7 protein-coding genes are annotated in these 19,301 nt (G+C 69.7%); 3 read left to right on the plus strand and 4 right to left on the minus strand.

Features of this window, described 5'->3' with window-relative positions:
* Positions 1-6: 6 nt before the first annotated feature.
* From AC1DQP_RS00050 to AC1DQP_RS00065, 4 genes are all read right to left on the minus strand, one after another.
* On the minus strand, positions 7-3,363 hold the full coding sequence (locus tag AC1DQP_RS00050) for a hypothetical protein (RefSeq protein ID WP_478050904.1): 3,357 nt from the start codon (positions 3,361-3,363) through the stop codon (positions 7-9).
* Positions 3,360-11,246: an SdrD B-like domain-containing protein gene (locus tag AC1DQP_RS00055; RefSeq protein ID WP_478050905.1), complete on the minus strand. Its 7,887-nt coding sequence runs from the start codon at positions 11,244-11,246 to the stop codon at positions 3,360-3,362. The genes AC1DQP_RS00050 and AC1DQP_RS00055 overlap by 4 nt, the downstream gene beginning before the upstream one ends.
* A gap of 208 nt (positions 11,247-11,454) precedes the next feature.
* Positions 11,455-12,201 (minus strand): response regulator transcription factor, encoded by a 747-nt coding sequence (locus AC1DQP_RS00060; protein WP_457317809.1) that lies wholly within the window; start codon positions 12,199-12,201, stop codon positions 11,455-11,457.
* A gap of 78 nt (positions 12,202-12,279) precedes the next feature.
* Complete coding sequence (locus AC1DQP_RS00065; protein WP_457317810.1) at positions 12,280-14,427, minus strand: S46 family peptidase; 2,148 nt, start codon at positions 14,425-14,427, stop codon at positions 12,280-12,282.
* A gap of 126 nt (positions 14,428-14,553) precedes the next feature.
* Between AC1DQP_RS00065 and AC1DQP_RS00070 the strand changes: the two genes are divergently transcribed.
* The 3 genes from AC1DQP_RS00070 (at position 14,554) to AC1DQP_RS00080 (ending at position 19,152) form a co-directional block, all read left to right on the plus strand.
* Positions 14,554-16,242, plus strand: coding sequence for an Hsp70 family protein (locus AC1DQP_RS00070; protein WP_457317811.1), 1,689 nt, complete (start codon positions 14,554-14,556; stop codon positions 16,240-16,242).
* Positions 16,239-17,807, plus strand: coding sequence for a hypothetical protein (locus tag AC1DQP_RS00075; protein WP_478050906.1), 1,569 nt, complete (start codon positions 16,239-16,241; stop codon positions 17,805-17,807). The genes AC1DQP_RS00070 and AC1DQP_RS00075 overlap by 4 nt, the downstream gene beginning before the upstream one ends.
* Before the next feature lie 70 nt (positions 17,808-17,877).
* The gene (locus AC1DQP_RS00080) at positions 17,878-19,152 is read left to right on the plus strand and encodes a hypothetical protein (protein WP_457317813.1); all 1,275 of its coding nucleotides are present in this window, start codon (positions 17,878-17,880) and stop codon (positions 19,150-19,152) included.
* The last annotated feature ends 149 nt before the right edge of the window (positions 19,153-19,301 follow it).

Below are 19,301 nucleotides of genomic sequence, written 5' to 3' on the forward strand. Positions count from 1 at the left end.
GCATCCTCAGCGTGCCGGGTCGCGGTAGCGGACAGGGTCCGGCCGGAAAAGGTCTTCATCGAACTTGAAGCGAAGGCGCACGAACACGCCCTGCTGGGTGTACTCGTAGCCGTTGAGATCGCGGTCGCCGGTAAAACCGCTCCAGTTGTAACCGGCCGACAGCCACAGGTTCTGGCGCAGCAGGCGCCCCACTTCCATGCCCCAGGCGTACTGATTGGCGCCGGTCTGGCCGCGGAAGGTGGCGCCGAGCACGCCGATGTCCCAGTTCTCGGTGATGTCATACACCACCCGCCCGGACAGCAGCACCGCGTGGAAGCGGCTGTCGACGCGCACGCCATCGCTGTAGGCGAACTGGTCCTGCTGCCACTTGCCGGCGACGCGACCGGTCAGCCACCACGGCCGCGACGGATGCCAGTCGGCGTGGGTGGAGACGATGTGTGCTCGCGTGCGCACGTCCTGGCTGCTGCCATCCACGGCCGCGCCATCGGACAGGGTCAGCCCGCTCTCGTCGCGCTCGAGCTTGTACTCATAGCGGGCCAGCGCGTTGATCCGGTTGCGATCGGTATCGCGGTAGGCCAGGCCGAGCTGGAAGCGGTCCTGCAGCACGTCGCCACGGGCGTCGTAGCGGGTGCTGAGCAGGTAGTTGCGGGCCAACAGCGTCCAGTCGCGGCTGAGCTTGCGGGCCAGCATGGCCTGCAGCAGCGTGGTGTTGAACGCCTCGTTGGTCGCCGTGTCCGGCACGTCTTCGGAGATCCGGTGCTCGGCGCGGATCGCACCGCGCCACAGCGGGTTGGCGCTGTAGTCCAGCGCCAGCGCCAGGCCGGTGGTGTCGCCCGCGCTTCCGTCGATCACCTTGACGTGTTCGGCCGAGCTGCCCAGGCGCAGGCCTTCGGCGATATCCCACGTATTGCGGATGCCCGATGCGGCCTGGACGTCACGGCCACTGATCGAATCCCGCAAGCGGTACTCGCTGAAGGTCTGGGTATCGCGCAGGTAGCTGCTGTCGATGCCGAACACCAGCGCGTCGGCCTCGCGGTCGGTGGTGGTGATGCCATAGGCGCTGGTCAGTCCGGTCTGCTTTTCATATCGCCCGTAGACGCGGCTGCGTTCGAATACCTGGTAATCCAGGCCAGCCGCCAGGCGCTTGCGGTCTTCGCCGCTGACGCTCTGCTCCACCTCGGCGCCGGCGCTGAGGCGATCGCTGATGCGATACCCCAGACCGATGCGGGCACTGTCCGATTCCAGCTCGGTGCCTACTGGCAGATCACTGGTGATCGGGCTGCCGCTGCTGTTGCCGTTGATGACCATCAGCCCGGTGAGCGGATCGAGCGCCTGCTGGCCGTAGCCGAGTGCGCCGCCGCCGCTGCCGGTGGCAAACCCACCGGTGAGCCCGCCCGCATCGCCGAAGGGGACGCCCGACGACCACGGCGAGGTCACGCCGATCGTCTCGCGGATGCTGCGCACGCCCAGGTCCACGGTAAGCCGCTCGCTGGCGCCGATGCGCACGCCGGCACCGCCGGCATCGCGCTTGCCGCCGTCCGGGTTGCGATCTTCGCTGCGCAGGCCTTCGGCGTAGAGTTCCAGCCGCGGACCGACCCGGTAGCCGAGCCTTGCATTGTATTCGCCACGGCCGCCGTACAACGGCGCCGCCGGATTGTTGAAGGCCGGATCGGTGCGGGCGGCGAACAGACGCGCGTCGAAGCGCGCCCCGTCATGCGCGAACTCGACCCGCCACGCATCGCCCTCGACCTCGCCGGTGACGTCCTTGAGCCCCTGCGAGGTGACCTGGTTGATGGTGTTGGTGTTGACCTCGCTGCGGGTCCGCGCGAACTCGGCTACCAGCAGCGTGCTGTCGCCGAAGCGGTAGCTGGCATTGGCGCTGCCCATGCTGAACTCGGCGTACGGGTTGCGATCATCGACCACCGCCGCGCCCACTTCCATGCGCTCGCTTAGTTTCACCTGGGCATCGGCGCCGACTACCCAGAACTTCTCGGTGTCCTGGTCCAGCTCGTAGGTGATGCGGAGCGAGACCGTGTTGAGGTCGCTGTCGAACGCCGGCAGGAACTGGTTGAGCAGGATGCGCCCGGAGAACGGCTCGAAGCTGTAGTCGACCAGCCGCGCCAGCGCACGCACCGAGACGATGCGGGTGGGCTGGTTGCGGTCGCGCACGATCACTTCCACCCGCTCGCTGCCTTCGAGCACGGCGTTGTTGCGCAGCGCGTACGGGCCGCTGCCCTGGCTGCGGAACTCCTCGATCACCTGGCGCAGCGAGTCCTGCATCGCAAATACGTTGCTGCGCACGCGCTCGCTTTCGAAATGCCAACCCAGGCCGGTGGCGGTGCGGTTATAGGTGCCCAGGCTGCGCTGCGGCAGCGCCCCACTGCCGCCGATGCCGGTGGCCGTGGCCAGCCCGTCGCCGGTCTGGAAATCGCCGTACAGCAGGTAGCTGCGGCGGTTGTCCACGCGCACATACAGGCGCTCGGCCGAGCGCGCATCGAAGCCGCGCAGCGATGCGTCGCCGTAGACCGGATAGAACTCCTCCGGCTGGATGTCACGCAGCAGCCGGCCGCGGGTGTCCTTGTCCGAGTCGTAGGCGGCGGTGAGCAGGTACTCGCCCTTGATCCGGCCTTTGACGAAGAACGCGGTGCGCGCGGCGGCATTGGCCTTGCCGTTGTTGAACTGGCGCTCCCAGCGGCGGATATCGCGGTCGAACGCGTCGTCATGGTCCACCGCCGCGACCAGCCCGGCCGTGTTGCGGCGACGGAAGTTGACCACGCCCTCGATCAGGCCGGTGGCCAGCATCTCGCGCATTTCCGGCAGGAAGGCGATGCTGCCCTGCGCGGTCTCGGCGCCGGCGGTGATCCGCAGCAGCACGTCCTGCGGGTCATGCGGGGCCAGCAGGTCGAACTCGGCCAGGCCATCAACCACCTGCAGCTGAACGCCGGGGGTGATCCTGTCGGCATCCAGCGCGCCGGGGCCCAGCTCATCGGTGCGCGAGCCCGGCAGGCGGATGCGACCGCCGCTGTTTTCGATCGTGGCGTAGGTGCTGCCGGTCAGCGCGCGACCCTGTGCATCCAGCAGCTGCACGCGCACGTGCACGGCGCTCTGGCCGTCGGCCGGCACACCGTCGCGGTCCAGCTCGACCACGATGCGGTCCAACGTGCCCGCCGCGGCAACGTCCAGCGCGCGCGGCGCGGCGTCGGTGCTGGTGGCACTGCGCGGATACAGGCTGGAGGCCTCGCCCAGCACCGGGGTGAAGCGGCCCGGCGTGCCCACGCTCTGCGCCATGGCCGGCACGGCAGCCAGCGCACAGGCCAGCAGGCTCAGCCGCGGCAGGCGGGTCAGCGGATGCAGCCGGCTCATGGCGTGGCCTCCGCGGCGGCGCCTGCGGCAGGCGGGGAGGTTCTGGGATGCACGATCGGTCTCTGGTTGGCCGAGTCGGTCGCCTGCTGCGGCGCCCGCGCGGGTTTGCTGTCGAAGCGCAGCGGCGGCTGCCCGGTTTCGGTTTCCGGCGCGCACACCTCGCCCTGGGTGCGGCGCGCCTTGACCTGCTCGAGCACCGGGTTGGCGCAGCTGCCCTCGATGAAATCGGCGCGGTGCAGCTCACCGTTCTTGAGGTCCAGGAACAGGCTGTCGGCATCGCCCAGGTTGCGGTTGCTGCTGGTGGTCAGGCGCGCACCCAGCGGCAGCGTGGCAGCGTCCACTTTGAGGGTGTGGCTCTGCGGCGGCAGGCCGCAGTAGCTGTACTTGCCTTCCGAATCGCTGATCACCCAGGTGCCGTCGGAGAAGTACAGGCGCACCCCCGGGATGCCCAGTTCCTCGCGGTCCTGCACGTGGTTGTTGTTGCAGTCCACGAACACCTTGCCGAGCACGCAGGTCTGGTCGGTGAACACGCCGCCGGTGACCCGCACGCGGTATTCGGCGCGGTTGGAGGGCAGCGCGCCCGGCAGCGGGGTGAGGCTGTCGGTGTTGATGCAGCCGCCGTCGAAGGCGCAGCCGAATGCCTGTGCGCGGTTGATGCCATCGCCTTGCTGTGCACCCACGCCGACCCGCACGCGGTAGGTCAGCACGATCTGGCCACCGACGCTGATCGGCCCCAGGCGGAAGCCCAGCAGCGGGCCCGGCTTGCCGTTCGGGTCGACCACGGCGCGGCCATCGGCACGCGCCGTGCCGTCGATGTAGGTGAAGCCACGCGGCAGCCGGTCGACCACGTTGACGGTGCGCAGCGCGCTGCCGGCGGTCTGGCGCACGGTGATGGTGTACTGCACGGTGTCGCCGATCTCCGCGGTCTGGCGGTCGCCGCTCTTGCTGATCGCCAGCCCGGTGGCCACCGCCGTGTCCAGCGGCAGGTGGTTATGCACGATCGCAGCGGTGGCCGAGCCGCCGAACAGGCCCAGGTAGTACTGGGTAGCCGTGCCTACCGCGCCGGTGGGCGCTGCGGTGTTGGGCTGGACCACGTGGTTGGCGCCGCCGCCGCCCAGCGGCGACAGCGTGCCGTCCTGCGGCGGGATCAGGCTGGATACGAACGCATAGCCGCCCGGCGGGGTCACGCTGAGCTGGAACTCGCAGCGTGCCGGCGCAGCGGGGCCGAACGCGAACTGGTAGAAGCCCTCGCTGCCCACGGTCATCGAGATCGCGTTGCCTTCGATGCGATAGCCACCCTGGGCCGCGTTGAGCACGGCAGTGCGCGGGTCGTAACCGCTGCACAGGCCGACCGGCGACAGGGTCACGATCGAACCCGGGACCGGATCACGCGACACGGCGTCGTAGACCACGCCGGACGGATCCACCGGCAGGCTCTGCTGCGGCAGGTACTGGCCGGGTGCCAACACCACCTCGAGCACGCTGCTGGCGTTGTCGTTGACCTGGCAGGCGCTGGTACCGGCACGCGCGATGGCGCCGGCGGCGTCGCAGGTGGCCTGCACGCCGGCCACGGTCTCGCGGGTGACCGGGTGCGGCCAGACGATGTTCGAGCGCGGGTCGCGGAAGCGGATGTTCCACTTCACCCCCGGCAGCACATCGTTGAACCGATAGCTGCCGTCGGCCGCGGTGACCTGGCTGGCCACCACCTCCCCCGTGGCCGGGTCGACCAGTTCGACGATCCAGGCCGGCAGGCGCTGGTCGCCGCCATCGAGCAGCTGGTCATCGCCGCCCACGTCGTACCACACCGTGCCGCCCACCGAGGCGCTGAGCTGCACCTTGTTGGGCACGCGGCAGACGTTCTGGGTGATCGCCGGATCGCACTCGGGCAACGCGGTGACATCGCCCTCGAACGCGGCGCGCTCGGCCGGGCTGGGGCCATGCGGTGCATCTTCGCCACCGCCCTGGACCAGCACCGCGTTGTGCACGGTGCTGCCATTGGCCGCGTCGGCGCCGACCTTCACCTTGACCGTGATCGCATCGGGCAGGGTCGCACCGGCAGCGATCAGCGTGCTGCTGCGGCACACGAAGCGCTGTGCACCGACCGCGCCCTCGCACAGCCAGCCGTTGCCGGTCGGCGTGTCGAGCAGGGTCAGGCCGACCGGCAGGCGGTCATGCACTTCGTAGCCGGCCAAGGTCTGGCGTGGGCCGATGTTGCGCACCTGGATCTGGTACTCGGCGGCATGGTTGACGGTGAACACCGCCGTGGTGGCGTGCTTGCTGACCACCAGGTCCGGGGTGTCGGCCACTTCGCCGAAGTTGTTCTGCACCGACTGCATGCCCGCGCCCAGCACGACCTGGCTGATCGCCGACGGTACCGTCGTGCGGTCGGTGGCCACGCCGACCACGCTGCCCTGCACGGTGCCCGGGCTGGTGATGCCGTTGGTGGTGTAGGCCGGCTGGTCCGGTTCGGTCAGCACGTAGCTGCCCGGGCGCAGGTTGGGGAAGCTGTAATTGCCCTGCGCATCGGTGCGGGTGGTGAGGTTGACCGGCTGCCCGGCGTCATCGGTGCCGGTCAGCACGATCTGCACGTCGGCGATGCCGGTTTCGTCGGCGTCGATGCTGCCGTTGTCGTTGTTGTCGTAGTACACGCGGCCGGCGATCGAGGCGATCGGAATCTCGCCGAAGTTGTAGGCCGCGGCCGCCTCGTTGCTACCCAGCGCGATCGCGTTGATCGCCGACGGCACGGTGTCCGGCGAGGTCGCGGTGCCGCCCTTGTCGCCGGGCACGGTGATGCCGTTGAGGGTGTTGGTCGGCTGGGTCGGTTCAGTCACCACGTAGGTGCCCGGCAGCAGGCCGACGAAGGCGTAACTGCCATCGGCGGCGGTGGTGGTGGTCAACTGCACAGGCTGGCCGTTGCGGTCGGTGCCGGTGAGCACGATCTCCACGCCCCCCAGGCCGGTTTCGGTCGGGTCGATGACGCCGTCATTGTCCACGTCCAGCCAGACCCGCCCGGCGATCGAGCTGCCGTTGGGGTTCTCGCCGAAGTTGAAATTCTCGCCATCGGCCCCGCGGCCCAGGTCGATCCCGGCGATGCGGTCGGTGTTGGCCGCGTCCGGTCCGCCCGGACTGGCCACGCCGGTGCCCGCCACGCAGGTACCCATGGCGCAGGTCGCGCCACCGATGGTGCCGGCGTTCACGGCGCTAGGACGGTTGGTATAGGGGCCGTTGGGCAACGGCTCGCGCACGCTGTACAGCACGTGCGGGTCCAGGTCGTCGAAACGGTAGTGGCCGTTGGCGTCGGTCTGCACGGTGGCCAGCACCGCGCCGGTGCTGGCGTCCAGCAGCTCCACGCTGGCACCGACGATGGCGCTGTCGGTGCCCACCGTGCGCTGGTTGTTGAAGTCCAGGTCCACATACACGTAGCCGGACAGGCTCGGGCGACGCACTTCGGGGAAGTTGTAGTTCACCGCCACCGCGCCGACGCTGCCGATCGTGCCACCGGGCACGGCCACGTCGGCACCCAGCAGCACCACGTAGCGGCTGTCCGGGCGGCCGGCCTGGTAGCTGTCCGGGTTGAAGGTCGCCGCCTGCGCGCCACTGGTGGGCGGGTCGATGCGGCCATTGGCATAGCCGGTCGGCTGCACTTCCAGCACGGTGTAACCGGCCGCGTCGGACGGGGCCAGGTTGTCGAAGCGGTACTGGCCGTTGGCGTCGGTGGTGACGGTCAGGTTGACCGCCTGGCCGTAGGCATCGGTGCCGCTCAGGCGGATCGACACACCGGCGATGCCGGCTTCACCGGGTTGCACGGTGCCGCCGTTGCCGGCGGCCTGGTCGCTGTCCACGAACACCTTGCCGGCCAGCGACAGGTTGACCACGTCCAGCGGCACATCGACGATGTCGTTGGCCGGGTTCTCGTCGACCTGCTCGGTGCTGATCTGCGCATGGTTGCTGGAACTGCCACGCGGTGCGGTGCTGCCGGCCGGCAGCTGCGGCCACATGGCCGGCACCAGAATGCGGACCTGGCCGGGGTTGCCGGTGGCGAAGGTGGTGTCGCCCACTTCGCAGGTCACCACCCGGTCGAGCACGCTGCACGTGCCGCTGCCATCGGGGGTGGACCCGGCGTAGGCCGGACCCTGCTTCTGCCAGGTGACCGGCCCGGTCACCTGCACACCGGCCGGCAGCGTATCGGTCACCACCGTGCCGGTACCGCGCAGCTGCGCGGTGGCGCTGCGGTCACGCGAGAGGCTCTGGCCTGGGCCATTGTTGACGCCGGTGATGACGTACCAGAACGGCTGGCGCACGGTGACGCCGGCCACGCTGGCCGGCAGTGCCACGCTCGGGGAGGCCCCCGGCGACACGGTCACCATGGTCTTGCGCACGGTCATGTCCGAGCGCATGAACACGCTGGTGGTTTCGGTGGTGCTGTTGTCGGCGCGGTTGGCATCGCCGGCGGTCAGGTCGGCGCCCTGTCGGGTTTCAGCCGAGTGTGTCAGCGCGGTGTTGCTCAAGGTGTCGCCGCCGCCGCCCGGGGCGCTGTCGTAGCGGTAGCGCAGGAACAGCGCGCTCTCCGCGCCGGCGGCCACGGTGCCCTCTTCATTGCTGCCGGCAAAGCCGGCGCCCGGCATCAGGCAGTCCAGCACCATCGCGCTGCTGCCGTTGCCGGTGAACGGGTTGCTGCCTTCCACCACGCTGCAGCCGGCAACGTTGAAGCTGCCACCGGCCGTCGTCGATGCACCGATGAAGGTCACCGTGCGGCCATCCGGCGGCACCAGACTGTCGCGGATGCGGGTATCGCTGGCCAGCGACGGGCCCTGGTTGCCCACCGTCACCCGGTAGGTGAGGTAGTTGTTGGCCGGCACCTGGGGGTCGAAGCCCAGCGGGTCGATGCCACCGGCAAAGCCCTGGTCGTTCTTCTGCACCAGCAGGTCGACCCGGCCTTCGCCGAAGGTCAGCCGCGCTTGCTTGGTGTCATCGGCCGCGGTGCTGACCAGGTTGTAGTTCCAGCTGCCGTTGGCATCGCTGCCGGTGGCGCCATCGGGGAAGCTGAAACCGGCCACGTTGTCGAACACACGCCCGGTGTTGCTGGCGTTGACGTTCGGGCGGATGCCCAGATTGACCGTGTCCACTGCGCCATTGGCCAGCGCCACGGCCGGGCAGGTCAGGGTCAGCGTGCGCGGGCTCGCGGTATCGGTATTGCGGTAGGAAATGCCGCCGGCGGTGTTGCTGGCGGTAATGCCCGTCTCCATCGCGGTGATGGTGCAGGCCTGGTTGTTGGAGGCAAGACGCGCGTTGACCAGCACGAAGCCGCTGTCACCGGCCGGCAGGGTGAAGGTATCGGTGAAGGCGACCCGCGGAATCGCCGACGGGCCCTGGTTGCGGTACTGGATGCGATAGTCGGCGACCACGCCGGCGCGGCCGCTGTTGTCGCCGCTGGTGATCACCTTCTCGACAGTCTGCATGTTGGCCACGCGCTCCACGCGCAGCCAGTCGGTGGCGTAGTTGTCGCTCCAGTCCGATTCGCCCACCGAGCCGGTGATGCGGCCATCCACGCCGACGCCGGCGCGATTGCAATGGAAGTGGCCCGACGCCGGCACCGTGCCGGCCGCCACGCAGGCAGCGTTGGCACCGCTGGCGGCGGTCTTGCCCACGCTGTCGAAGAGGATGCCCGGGGTGTTGCCGGCCGTGCGCAGGCGCAGGCGGATCACCGCGGTGGCGTTGCGTGCCAGCACCGCGTTGCCCGATTCGCAGATCAGGCTGCCGTTGTTGATGCGGCAGTTGGCCGCCGGCCAACCGGCCGGCGCGGTGATGTCCACCACGGTGCGGTTGTTGTCCAGGAAGCCCGGCAGCGGGTCGTTGACCACCACGCCGGCGGTATCGGCACCGCTGTTGCGCACGGTCAGCAGGTACTCGGCCCAGGTTTCGGTGACGCCCACCACCTTGTCGCCGCCGGCTTCGGTGCTGGCGACCTTGGTGATCGACAGGTTGGCCGCATCGTCGGTGGCGCGGATGCCGCTGCCGGCGCAGTCGTTGCTGGTGATCTTGTCCAGGTTGACGCCGCTGTCGGTGGTCGGCTCCAGCGCGGCCGGGCCACCGCCGGGTGCCGAACCGCCGGTGCAGGCATTGTTGGTCAACAGACCGGCCGCGCGCGCACGGGTGGTCATCACCAGCGTGGCAAATGCATTGCCGTTGCCGGTACCGGTAGCGACGGCCACCGGATAGGGGCCGGTGAAATCGCAGGTCACCACCTGACGCGTGCCCGGGGTGTACGCGGCGGGCACCGCCGAACAGGTGAACGGCCCGGTGGTGGCGATGAATTCCTCGCCATCGGCCAGCACGTCCACGATCTGCGCACCGGCGGTGATACGGGCCGGACCGTTGTTCCACAGGCGCAGGGTGGAGGTCATGTTGCTGGCCGAGGTGGTACCGACCGGCACCACTTCGCCGTTTTCGTTGCTGCCCAGCTTGCTCTTGGCCAGGCGCAGGTCGGCGCCATCGGCGAGCACGGTCAGCGCGGTGGTGGCGATGTTGTTGTTGGTGCCGTGGGTGGCATCGTTCGGATCAGGAGTGAGCGCCGACTGGATCTGCACGGTGGCGGTGACATTGCCGGGCGTGGCCGGGGCCGTCGCCTGGATCTGCAGGATGTCCTTGCTGCCGGCCGGCATCGCACCCGTGCGCGTACAGGAGAAGGTGGTCGGGGTCGGGCTGGTGCAGGTCCAGTTGGACGGCAGCGAACCGGTGCCGGTGAAGCTGAAGCCGGCCGGCAGCTGGCCCGTCACGCTCACGCCGCTGGAGGCTTCCGGGCCAAGGTTCTCTGCGGTAACGGTGAACACCACCGGCCCGTCGGTGGCGGCCGGGGCCGGTGAGGCGACCATTGCCACGGTCACGTCGGCACCGGTGGTCACCACGGTGTTGGCAGTGGCCACGTCGTTGTCCGGACGCGGGTCCGGGGTGCCGATGGCGGCCACGCGCGCGGAATTGGTGACCGCACCGCTGGACACGTTGGCCTTGGCGCGGAAGGTGAACGTCCGGGTCATCCCGTTGGCGAGGCTGCCGGCGTGGGTGGCCGTGGTGGTGCCGTAATTGAAGGTCCAGCCGGTGCCGCTGAAGCTGCCCGGGACCACCGCGAAGCCGGCCGGCAGCGTGTCGATCACCTGGAAGTTGGTGGACGGGCTGGGGCCGGCGTTGCGCACGGTGAGGGTGTAGGTCACCTCGCCACCGGCGATCACCGAGGCCGGGCTGCCGCTTTTGGTCAGCGCCAGATCGGCGCCGGCGGTCAGCGTGGTGTTCTGTTCGAGGCGGTTGTTGGCCGGGTTGCTGTCACCGGCGAAGAACGGATCGGCGTTGGTCAGGCTGGCGACCGGCGCGGTCGGGGCCGGCAGGGCGGACGCGTTGCCGATCGCCGCCACCACCTTGGTGGTGCCCGGCTGTGCGTTCTGGGTATCGACCTTGAGCTGGAAACTGATGCCACCGGCGGCCTGGCCGGGGAAACTGGCGTAGCGGCAGACGATGCGGGTATCGGTCTGCGCAGTACAGGCGGCAGGCAACTGGTAGGCGCGGGTATCGGCCGGCAGATCGAAGATCGCCGCCACGCCGCTGGCGGCGGCGGTATCGCTGTTGGACAGGGTGACGTCGTACACCACGATCGCCCCGACCGGGGCCGGATCGCTGCTCGCCGTGCCCGACGCGGTACCGTCGCCGCGCAGCCAGCCGCTGGTCGAGTCCGACAGCTGCGACACGCTGAGGTTGGCCGCCCACGCGGCCGGTACCAGCAGTCCGCCCAGCAGGCATGCGCACAGCAGCTGCCAGCCACGTACGCGCCACGACGAACCCCACGACGATGCGATGCCTGCGACGGCATCCGTCCGAACCTGCTGCTTGTGCACGACTGTTCCCCTGCTGGCGACAAAGCCAGGGCCGCAGCCGCGATTGCAGACCGGCCTCCCTGGCATTCATGGCGCGCCGTCGACGACGGACGCGCGGCCTCGGCCGGTTGGCCGGAGGCGGCAGGGATTCTGGTGAGGACGGCGTGCAAAAGCAGTGCCAGCACCTCACGATTGCTCTCACTTGCTCACACGCACCCATGCGTCGGGCTCAGGACACCTCGTCGGTCCACAGGTAGCCGGCCCCGCGCAACGCGCGCACCGGCAGGGTCAGGCCGATGCCGCCGCGCACCCGCGCACGCAGTCGATGCACCAGCACCTCAAGCCGATGTGGATCGAAGTCCCAAGGCTCATCGGTGACCGCTGCGATCAGGGCTTCGCGTTCGATCGGGCGACCCGGCTCGGCCATCAGTGCGCGCAGGAAGCCACGCTCGGCCCGGGTGATGGCCAATACCGCGCCGTTGGGCGCCCGCAGGTCCCAGCCGTCGGCCTGCATTCGCCAGCTACCGGCGGCAGGTGCGGCATGGGCGATCGGTGCCGCCGTGGGCAAGCGGCGACGCAGGCTGGTGAGTGCGGCGGCCAGCAGGTCGCCATCCAGCGGTTTGACCAGGTAGACATCGGCACCGAGCGAGAGGCCGTGCGCCATCTCATGGGTGCTGCCACGCCCGGTAAGCATCACGATGCCGATATCGGCGATCCGGCGCAGATGCCGGGCCACCGCATAGCCGTCTTCGCCGGGCAGGCCGACGTCGAGCACCACGATGTCGCAGCGGCCCACCGCCAAGGCCCGGTACAGCGCCTCGGCACTGTCCAGTCCCGTCACCTCGGCGCCACGCCAGCGCAGGTCGTCCACGCTGAGCGCCAGCAGCTCCGGATCATCCTCGACCACCCAGACCCGGAGCCCGTGCAGATCCCCCCGTGTCGCCGCCGGCGTCGTGCCGTCGTCCTCGTCCTGCATTGCCACCACGTGTGTGTCCGCTCCCCAGCGCCAGCACCCAGTGTAGGCCACGACCGGCGGTCGTGGCCTACCTGCGGCTCATTCGGCCGGAACGCCCATTTCCTTCAGCAGCTCGGGCGCCGGGTAGACCTTGGCCAGCAGCCAGCGCAGGTAGCGCATGTCCACGTGCACGGCACGCTTGTAGCGCGGGTCGAACCACCAGCTGGCGCTGACCGACTCCCAGTTGCTGTCGAAGTTCAGCCCGATCAGCTCGCCCTTGGCATTGAGCACCGGCGAGCCGGAGTTGCCGCCGGTGGTGTCCAGGTTGGTCAGGAAGTTGACCGTCTGGGTCTTCAGCACCGGGTCGGCGGTGGAGCCGAAATCGCCCTTGGCGATGGCCGCCAGCAGCGGCTTGGGGGCATCGAACGGGTAGGCGTTGGTGTTCTTCTCGACGATCCCGGCCACGGTGGTGACCGGGTCGAAATGCACCGCATCGCGCGGCGACAGCGCCTCGACCTTGCCGTAGCTGATGCGCAGGGTGCGGTTGGCATCGGGGTACACCGCGCGGCCCTGCTTGGCCCGCCACGCGAACAGCGCCTGCATGTAGGCCGGGCGCAGGCGCAGCTGCTCGCCGGCGCGGGTCTTGCTCTCATCGTCCAGGCGCAACTGCGCGGCCACCAGCGGCCCGGCCAAGTCGATCAGCGGATCGCGGGCCAACGGCTTGCCGTCCCGTGCCGCAGCCAGGCGCGACAGACGCTCGGACTCATCGCCCAGGCGGGTGCCGGCGTACAGGCTGTCCAGCGCCTTGGCCAGCGCGGCCGGGGTACGGCCAAAGGCGGCGTCGTACTCGGGCACGCGCTGCGCGTCGGGCAGCTGCTGGTAGCGGGTCAGCAGGGTGGTCAGCAACGCCTTCTCCACTGCCGGCGCGTAGCGGCGCTGCACCTGCTTCAAGGTGCCTTCAATCAACGCCAGATCGCGCTGCTGGTAGCCGCTCTCGCGCTCGGCATCGGGCTTGGCCGACTCGATGCGCAGCCGCTCAAGCATGAGCGCCGAACGCAGCAGCTGGCTCTGCGCCGACAGCAGGTCCAGCAGCAGGTCGCGTTCGCCCACCGATGCGCCCTGCGACAACGACCCGAGCAGGGCCTGGATGTCGCCCTGGTAGCTGGCATCGGTGGCCTTGAGCATCGCCGCTTCGTCGCTGGCGCGCTGGGCCTTGGCATCGCTGCGCACCAGGCCCTCCAGCTCGCCGGCGGCACGCTTGCGGTTGTTCTTCAGTGACTGCAGCTGCGAGGCATAACGCGTGCGCGCCTGTGCATCCTTGGCGCTGGCCGCCTCGATGGTGTCGATCATCTGCTGGAACACCGCCACCCGCCGCGGCAGCACCGCATCGATCTGCCCGGCGAATTCGGCGGCGGTGCGATGGCGGTAGGTGATGCCGGGGTAGCCGGCCAGCATCGCGTAGTCACCGGTCCTGGGCCCATCGATGGCCATCTTCAGGTGTGCCGGCGGCTGGTACGGCACGTTGTCCGGGCTGTACGGCGCCGGCTTGCCGTCCTTGCCGACATACGCGCGCAGCAGGGTGAAATCGCCGGTGTGGCGTGGCCACATGAAGTTGTCGATCTCATCGCCGTAGTTGCCGATCGCGCGCGGCGGCGCGTACACCAGCCGCACATCGCTCAGTTCCAGCTGGCGGATGCGGTAGAAATCGGTGCCGTAGTACATGTCGGCCACGCTGCAGCGCACGTTGCCCTCCTTTTCGCACTCGGCCACCAGCTGCTTGCTGGCGCGGTCGACCGCATCGAAATAGGCACGACCGGTCTGGCCGCGCGCACCGGCCAGCACTTGATCGGTGACCTTGTCAAAGCCGGTGGTGACCAGCACGCGGAAGTCCGGGTTGGCCGCGCGCTCATCGCTGCGGCCCTGGGCGATGAAGCCGTCGTTGATCAGGTCGTGCTCGGGCGAGCTGTTGTACTGGATCACACCCATCGCGACATGGTGGTTGGTCAGCAGCAGCCCGTCGCCGGACACGAACGAGCCGGTGCCGCCACCAGCGCGTACCACCGCGCTCAGCGGCGGCGCGGTGACGTTGGCCAGGTCGGCCGGGTCGCCCTTGAAGCCGGCCGCCTTGAGCGGTTTGGCCAGTTCCGGCAGCTGGGTCGGCATCCACATGCCTTCATCGGCGTGGGCGCCGGCGGCGAGGGTGAGGCCCAGGGCCAAGGCGGTGGGCAGGGCTTTACGTGGCGACATGGGCACATCCGGTACGTCAGAACAGTCGGGAACCTTAGCCTCGGGGACGCTGTGGGGCAACGCCCGATGGTCAGGGGTGCGCGACGCTCCTACAATCGCGTTTTTCTGCACAACGGACGTCCGCAGATGATCGTCGGTATCGACCTGGGCACCACCCATTCCCTCATCGGTGTCCATTCCACAGAAGGCCCCCGGCTGTTCCCCAACGCGCATGGCGAGCTGCTCACCCCTTCGGTGGTCAGCCTGGCCGACGACGCGGTGCTGGTCGGGCAGCCGGCCCGCGACCGCCTGGTCAGCCACCCGCAGCACAGCGTGGCCAACTTCAAGCGCTGGATGGGGAGCGACCGCGAAGTGCGCCTCGGCAGCCGCACGTTCCGTCCCGAAGAACTGTCCGCGCTGGTGCTGCGCTCGCTGCTGGCCGATGCCGAGGCCGCGCTCGGGCACCCGGTGGAAGAGGCGGTGATCAGCGTGCCGGCCTACTTCTCCGATGCCCAGCGCAAGGCCACGCGCGCGGCCGGCGAGCTGGCCGGCATCCGCGTGGAACGGCTGATCAACGAGCCCACTGCCGCAGCGCTGGCCTACGGCCTGCAGCAGCGTGACGAGGAAGGCCGGGTGCTGGTGTTGGACCTGGGCGGCGGCACCTTCGACGTATCGATCCTGGAGCTGTTCGACGGGGTGATCGAGGTCCACGCCAGCGCCGGCGACAACTTCCTCGGCGGCGAGGATTTCCTGCAGGTGCTGGCCCAGGCCTTCCATGCCGAGAACGGCCTGGACCCGGCCAGCCTGTCCAGCGCCGAGCAGGCCCAACTGCTGCGCCGGCTGGAGCTGTTCAAGCGCGAGTTGAGCCAGCAGGGCGACGGTCGCCTGGAGATCGCGCTGGGCAGCCGGCAGCTGTCCTGGCAGCTCGACGAAGCCCGCTACGCCCAACTGTGCGAGCCGCTGCTGCAACGCATGCGTGCGCCGATCGAGCGCGCCATCCGCGACGCCCGGCTCAAGCCCGAAGCGCTGGATGACATCGTGCTGGTCGGTGGCGCGGTGCGCATGCCGATGATCAGCCGCCTGGTCACGCGCATGTTCGGCCGCCTGCCGTTGCGCCACATCCACCCCGACCAGGCCATCGCGCTGGGCGCCACGGTGGCCGCCGGCCTCAAGAGTCGCGACCTGAGCCTGCAGGAGATCGTGCTCACCGATGTGTGCCCGTACACGCTGGGCACCCAGGTCTCGCGACGCGGGCCCGATGGCAGCGAACGCAGCGGCTATTTCCACCCGATCATCCAGCGCAACAGCGTGGTGCCGGTCAGCCGCGAGGACCGCTTCTTCCCGGTCCGCGACGACCAGCGCGAAGTGGTGATCGACATCTACCAGGGCGAGAGCCCCACGGTGGACAAGAACATCAAACTGGGTGAGTTGCGGGTGCCGTTGCCGCGGCTGGGCACGGCCGCCGAAAAAGCCGTCACCACCCGCTTCACCTACGACGTCAACGGCCTGCTGCAGGTGGAAGTCACCCAGGACGCGACCGGCACCCGCCACGAGCTGATCCTGGAACAGAACCCCGGGCTGCTCTCCGCGCAGGACATCCGTGACCGCCTGCTGGCCCTGCAGGGCCTGAAGATCCATCCGCGCGACCAGCAGCAGAACCTGGCCACGGTGGCGCGCGCCGAGCGCCTGTACGAGGAATACCTCGACCAGCGCGACCTGCTGCAGTCGTGGCTGGAGCAGTTCCGGCATGCGCTGGACAGCCAGGACATCAAGCGCATCGACCAGCACCGCGGTGAGCTGTCCGCGGCCATGGACGCACTGGAACGCGACGCATGAGCTGGGGCCACGCGGCCCTCGACCTGGCGGAGGACGCGGACGAGCGCGCGGTGAAACGCGCCTACGCCAAGCGTCTGCGCACCACGCGGCCGGATGACGACCCGGTGGGCTTCCAGCAGTTGCACGAGGCCTACCAGGCCGCGCTGAGCTGGGCGCAGTACCGTGCGCAGTGGCAGGATCAGGAAGACGACGAAGGCCGGCACGACCTGTCGCCGGTGCCGGTCGCCGACATCGCGCAGGGGCTGCAGCGGGACCAGGCAATGGCGAGCGCCGCCGAACCCGGGACCACGCCGGCGCCGGTCGAGGAAGTCATGGCCGCGGCCGACGCACCGGGAGCACACGACCCGGTGCTCACCCTGGACGATGGTGACACCACCTACCCTGCTGCCGCCCATGCGGATCCTTCCGCACCGGATCGGGTACCGGTTCCGCTCCCACAGCCAGCGGCCCCGCCGGTCGATCCCGACGTCGTCGCGCGGCGGATCATCAACGAGGCCCAACAGTCCGAGCCACCCGCGTTCGAGCGCTGGCTGCAGCTGCGTCCGGAACTGTGGTCGCTGCGCGACAAGCCGCTGATCGGCGACGCCGTGCTGGCCGCGCTGCTGTCCAGGGAAGTGCCGATCCACATCGGCAATTTCGAGCTGCTCTCGCAGTGTTTCTGCTGGAACGAGGTGGGCAGCGGACTGGACCCCTACGATGCCGACGCGTGTCGGCTGCGCCTGCATCGTCTGTGGGTATTGCAGCCGCGCAACCACGCTGCGCTGGGGCGGTTCCTGCATCGCGATGGCGTACCGCTGGACCCGGAAAAAGCCCGCATCCGCCTGGATCGCCTGACGCGTCCGTGGGCGCGGTGGCAGTCGCTGTGGAGCGCCTGCTGGCCGGAACGGGTGAGCGCAATGCGTGACACCCTCGCCCGCCTGGACATCCACGATGCCAGCGACGCGCCGCCGCCGCTACGGCGCGAGCAGGTCGCCTTCTGGCTGGCCCTTGCCGATCGCAGCACGCTGGGGTGGGTCCGCATGCAGGTCGCACTCCTGCGCAGTGCCCTGTTGGCCGTGATCGTCATGGCCGTCGTGCCGCTGCTGGGCATGCTCGTCAACCTGACCCCTACCCGTCGCAGCGGCGGCTTCATCCCGCCGTTGGGCATGGCCGAGTTCGTGCAGATCGGCCTGGTCGCCGCGGCCGCGGTGCTGGCGTTGGGTGCGGTGTTGCCGGCGCTGCGCGCCATCGCGCAGTGGCAGATTGCCGACGAGGACCCCGCCGTGCGCTGGCCGCACCTGAAGCTGTGGCTGATCCCGCTGCTGGCGATTACGGCGCTGCTGGTGATCCACGTCGCCGACGCCCGCGTTGCCGGCAGTGCGCTGGCGTGGCTGACGCTGGGCCTGTCGATCCGGCGCTGGTGGCATCGCGCCGGCTACGTTTTCCAGTTCAACGGCTGGCTGCTGCTCGGGATCTGGCCGTTCCTGAAACTGGGTGGGCTGGCGCTGATGTTCGGCGAGATCGCCGTGGCCGGCGCACTGCTGGCCTGGACGGTGGATGCGATGACCAAGGTCGTGCATCGATGAGGCGCCGCGCAGCTCGCCCCGGGCCGGCGCGTCCGGGCGCCGCGCGCGCGCTGCGCCTTGAACAGCGCGCATGAGCTGGGATCTGACCTGGCTGGGCTTGGATGACGGCACACCGGTCGACGTGCGCGCGGTCAAGCGCGCGTACGCGCAACGGCTGCGGGTTAGCCGGCCGGACGACGATCCGGAGGCGTTCCAGCACCTGCACGCGGCCTACCAGGATGCGCTGGCGTGGGTGCAGGCGCAGGACGATGGCCCTCCCCCTTCCGGCGGGCGCGCCCATGCCCGTGCCCGTGCCGACGCGCCTGCAGCGGCCCCGGCCCGGCCATCGGCACCGGCAGTGTATGTCGACGCGGTAGGCAGCCGCATCGCCGCCTTCGCCAGGGAGCACGACGCAGCCACGCTCGAGGCCTGGCTGCAGCAGCAACCGGAACTGTGGTCGCTCGGCGACAAGCCGGCCATCGGCGAGGCCGTGTTGCAGGCCCTCCAGGCCGGCGACCCACCGCTGCCGCCGCCGGTGGTCGCCTGCCTCACCGCATGCTTCGCCTGGGACGACCTGGGCGGGGACATCGATCGCTGGGACCTGGAGGCCGCCGTGCGCCGTTGGCACCAGGCCTGGCTGCTGTCGCCGCAGGGCGCCGCCAGCCTGGCCCAGCGCTACCTGGACGTCACCGACAGCCTGCTGCTGCCCGACAGCAGCGTGCTGCGCAGCCTGCGCCAGGACCGCCCGTTGTGGCGCAACCTGCTGACCACGCTGGTGCCCCCGCGCGTCAACGAAGCCATCGGCGTGCTGAGCGCCCTGGACTTCTGGACGACCCGGGAGACACCGCCTGGCCTGGCCCCCGCCCAGGTCGCGTTCTGGGCGCGCTTCGGCAACGAGGGCGATCGCATCCACCTGCTCAGCGGCGCGCTGCGCGCCGGCACGCTTGCCGCCTTCTGCGGGCTGGTCTGCCTGTGGGGCGTGCTGGGCAGCTGGCCGTTGCCGCCGTCCGGCGATGGCCAGTTCAGCGGCACCCAGCGCGCCATCCTGATCATGCTGATCGGAACGCTGTTCGTGCCGACGCTGTGGTTGTCCGGCGTGGCCCTGCGCGCACTGGTGCGTTGGCAGCGCGCGCCGGAACAGATACCCACCGCCCTGCCCGGGTTGCGCATCCTGACCATTCCGCTGCTGGTCGCCAGCGCCATGGGCAGCCTGTGGCTGGCCCTGAGCCTGACCCCCGGCATCCCGGTGGCCGCGCTGGCGGGGCTGCTGGTGGCCAACGCGATCATCCTGCACGTAGCGTGGCAGCGGCTGCTGGCCCGCTGCGGCCCCTTCACTCCCAACGCCGATGATTTCCGGGGACTCTAGCGCGTATTGGCGCTGCTGACCATCGTGCCCGCCTGGGGGATGGCGCTGGTGTGGTGGGCGCAGGACCTGCACCAGCACCGCGACCGGCTGCGCTGGTCCAATCGCACGGCTCACGACCCCCGGTCATGAGCTGCCGATGACGCGCCGAC

The sequence above is a fragment of the Stenotrophomonas sp. P5_A8 genome (assembly GCF_056400545.1).

Coding starts and splice junctions, on each gene's coding strand:
- AC1DQP_RS00050 (WP_478050904.1), bottom strand. CDS start 3,363: ATGAGCCGGCTGCATCCGCTGACCCGCCTGCCGCGGCTGAGCCTGCTG.
- AC1DQP_RS00060 (WP_457317809.1), bottom strand. CDS start 12,201: ATGCAGGACGAGGACGACGGCACGACGCCGGCGGCGACACGGGGGGAT.
- AC1DQP_RS00080 (WP_457317813.1), top strand. CDS start 17,878: ATGAGCTGGGATCTGACCTGGCTGGGCTTGGATGACGGCACACCGGTC.
- AC1DQP_RS00075 (WP_478050906.1), top strand. CDS start 16,239: ATGAGCTGGGGCCACGCGGCCCTCGACCTGGCGGAGGACGCGGACGAG.
- AC1DQP_RS00065 (WP_457317810.1), bottom strand. CDS start 14,427: ATGTCGCCACGTAAAGCCCTGCCCACCGCCTTGGCCCTGGGCCTCACC.
- AC1DQP_RS00070 (WP_457317811.1), top strand. CDS start 14,554: ATGATCGTCGGTATCGACCTGGGCACCACCCATTCCCTCATCGGTGTC.